The following is a 757-nucleotide window of genomic DNA, read 5'->3' on the forward strand; positions in this document are numbered from 1 at the left end:
GCATCGATCAACACAAAGGTATCAACCGCGAGGCCGGGAAGATGAAGACCGGCTCGTGGCGGACATGATTGAACTGGCCAGGCAATACGGCAGCTATGGCTACCGCCGGGTCGCAGTGCTGCTTAGGGACGCGGGATGGCAGATCGGCGACGGCCGTGTCGAACGTCTGTGGCGGCGAGAGGGGCTCAAAGTGCCACCGAAGCAACCAAAGAAGGGGCGGCTTTGGCTGAACGACGGATCATGCATCCGCCTTAGACCGGAGAGCCGCAACCACGTCTGGAGCTACGACTTCGTTCATTGCCGCACTGACGACGGTAAGGCGTTCCGCACATTGAACATCCTCGATGAGTTCAGCCGGGAATGCCTGGCAATCAGGGTGAAGAGGAAGCTGAACTCGACCGACGTAGTCGACGCCCTGACCGATCTATTCATTCTGCGGGGGCCTCCAGCCTATGTCCGAAGTGACAATGGCCCAGAGTTCGTTGCCAAGGACGTCAGGGCCTGGATTGAGGCGGTTGGTGCAAAAACAGCCTTCATCGAACCAGGGAGTCCATGGGAGAATGGATACGTCGAAAGCTTTAATGCCCGGCTCCGGGACGAACTGCTGAACCGAGAGCTCTTCTACTCGTTGAGGGAGGCTCAGATCATCATCGAAAGTTGGAGGAAACACTACAACACTAAGCGGCCTCACAGCGCCTTGGGATACCGGCCGCCTGCGCCGGAAACCATCGTCCCGATGGACCAAAGGCCAGTCATG

At 58.4% G+C, this 757-nt stretch carries 1 protein-coding gene; it reads left to right on the forward strand.

Annotation, left to right across the window (positions count from 1 at the left end; all coding sequences use genetic code 11):
* Window positions 1-757: IS3 family transposase (locus AB1A62_RS22170; RefSeq protein ID WP_366663617.1), on the forward strand; the 757-nt coding region annotated here is incomplete at both ends.

Source organism: Leisingera sp. JC11, from assembly GCF_040704725.1.
Classification (GTDB): Bacteria; Pseudomonadota; Alphaproteobacteria; order Rhodobacterales; family Rhodobacteraceae; genus Leisingera.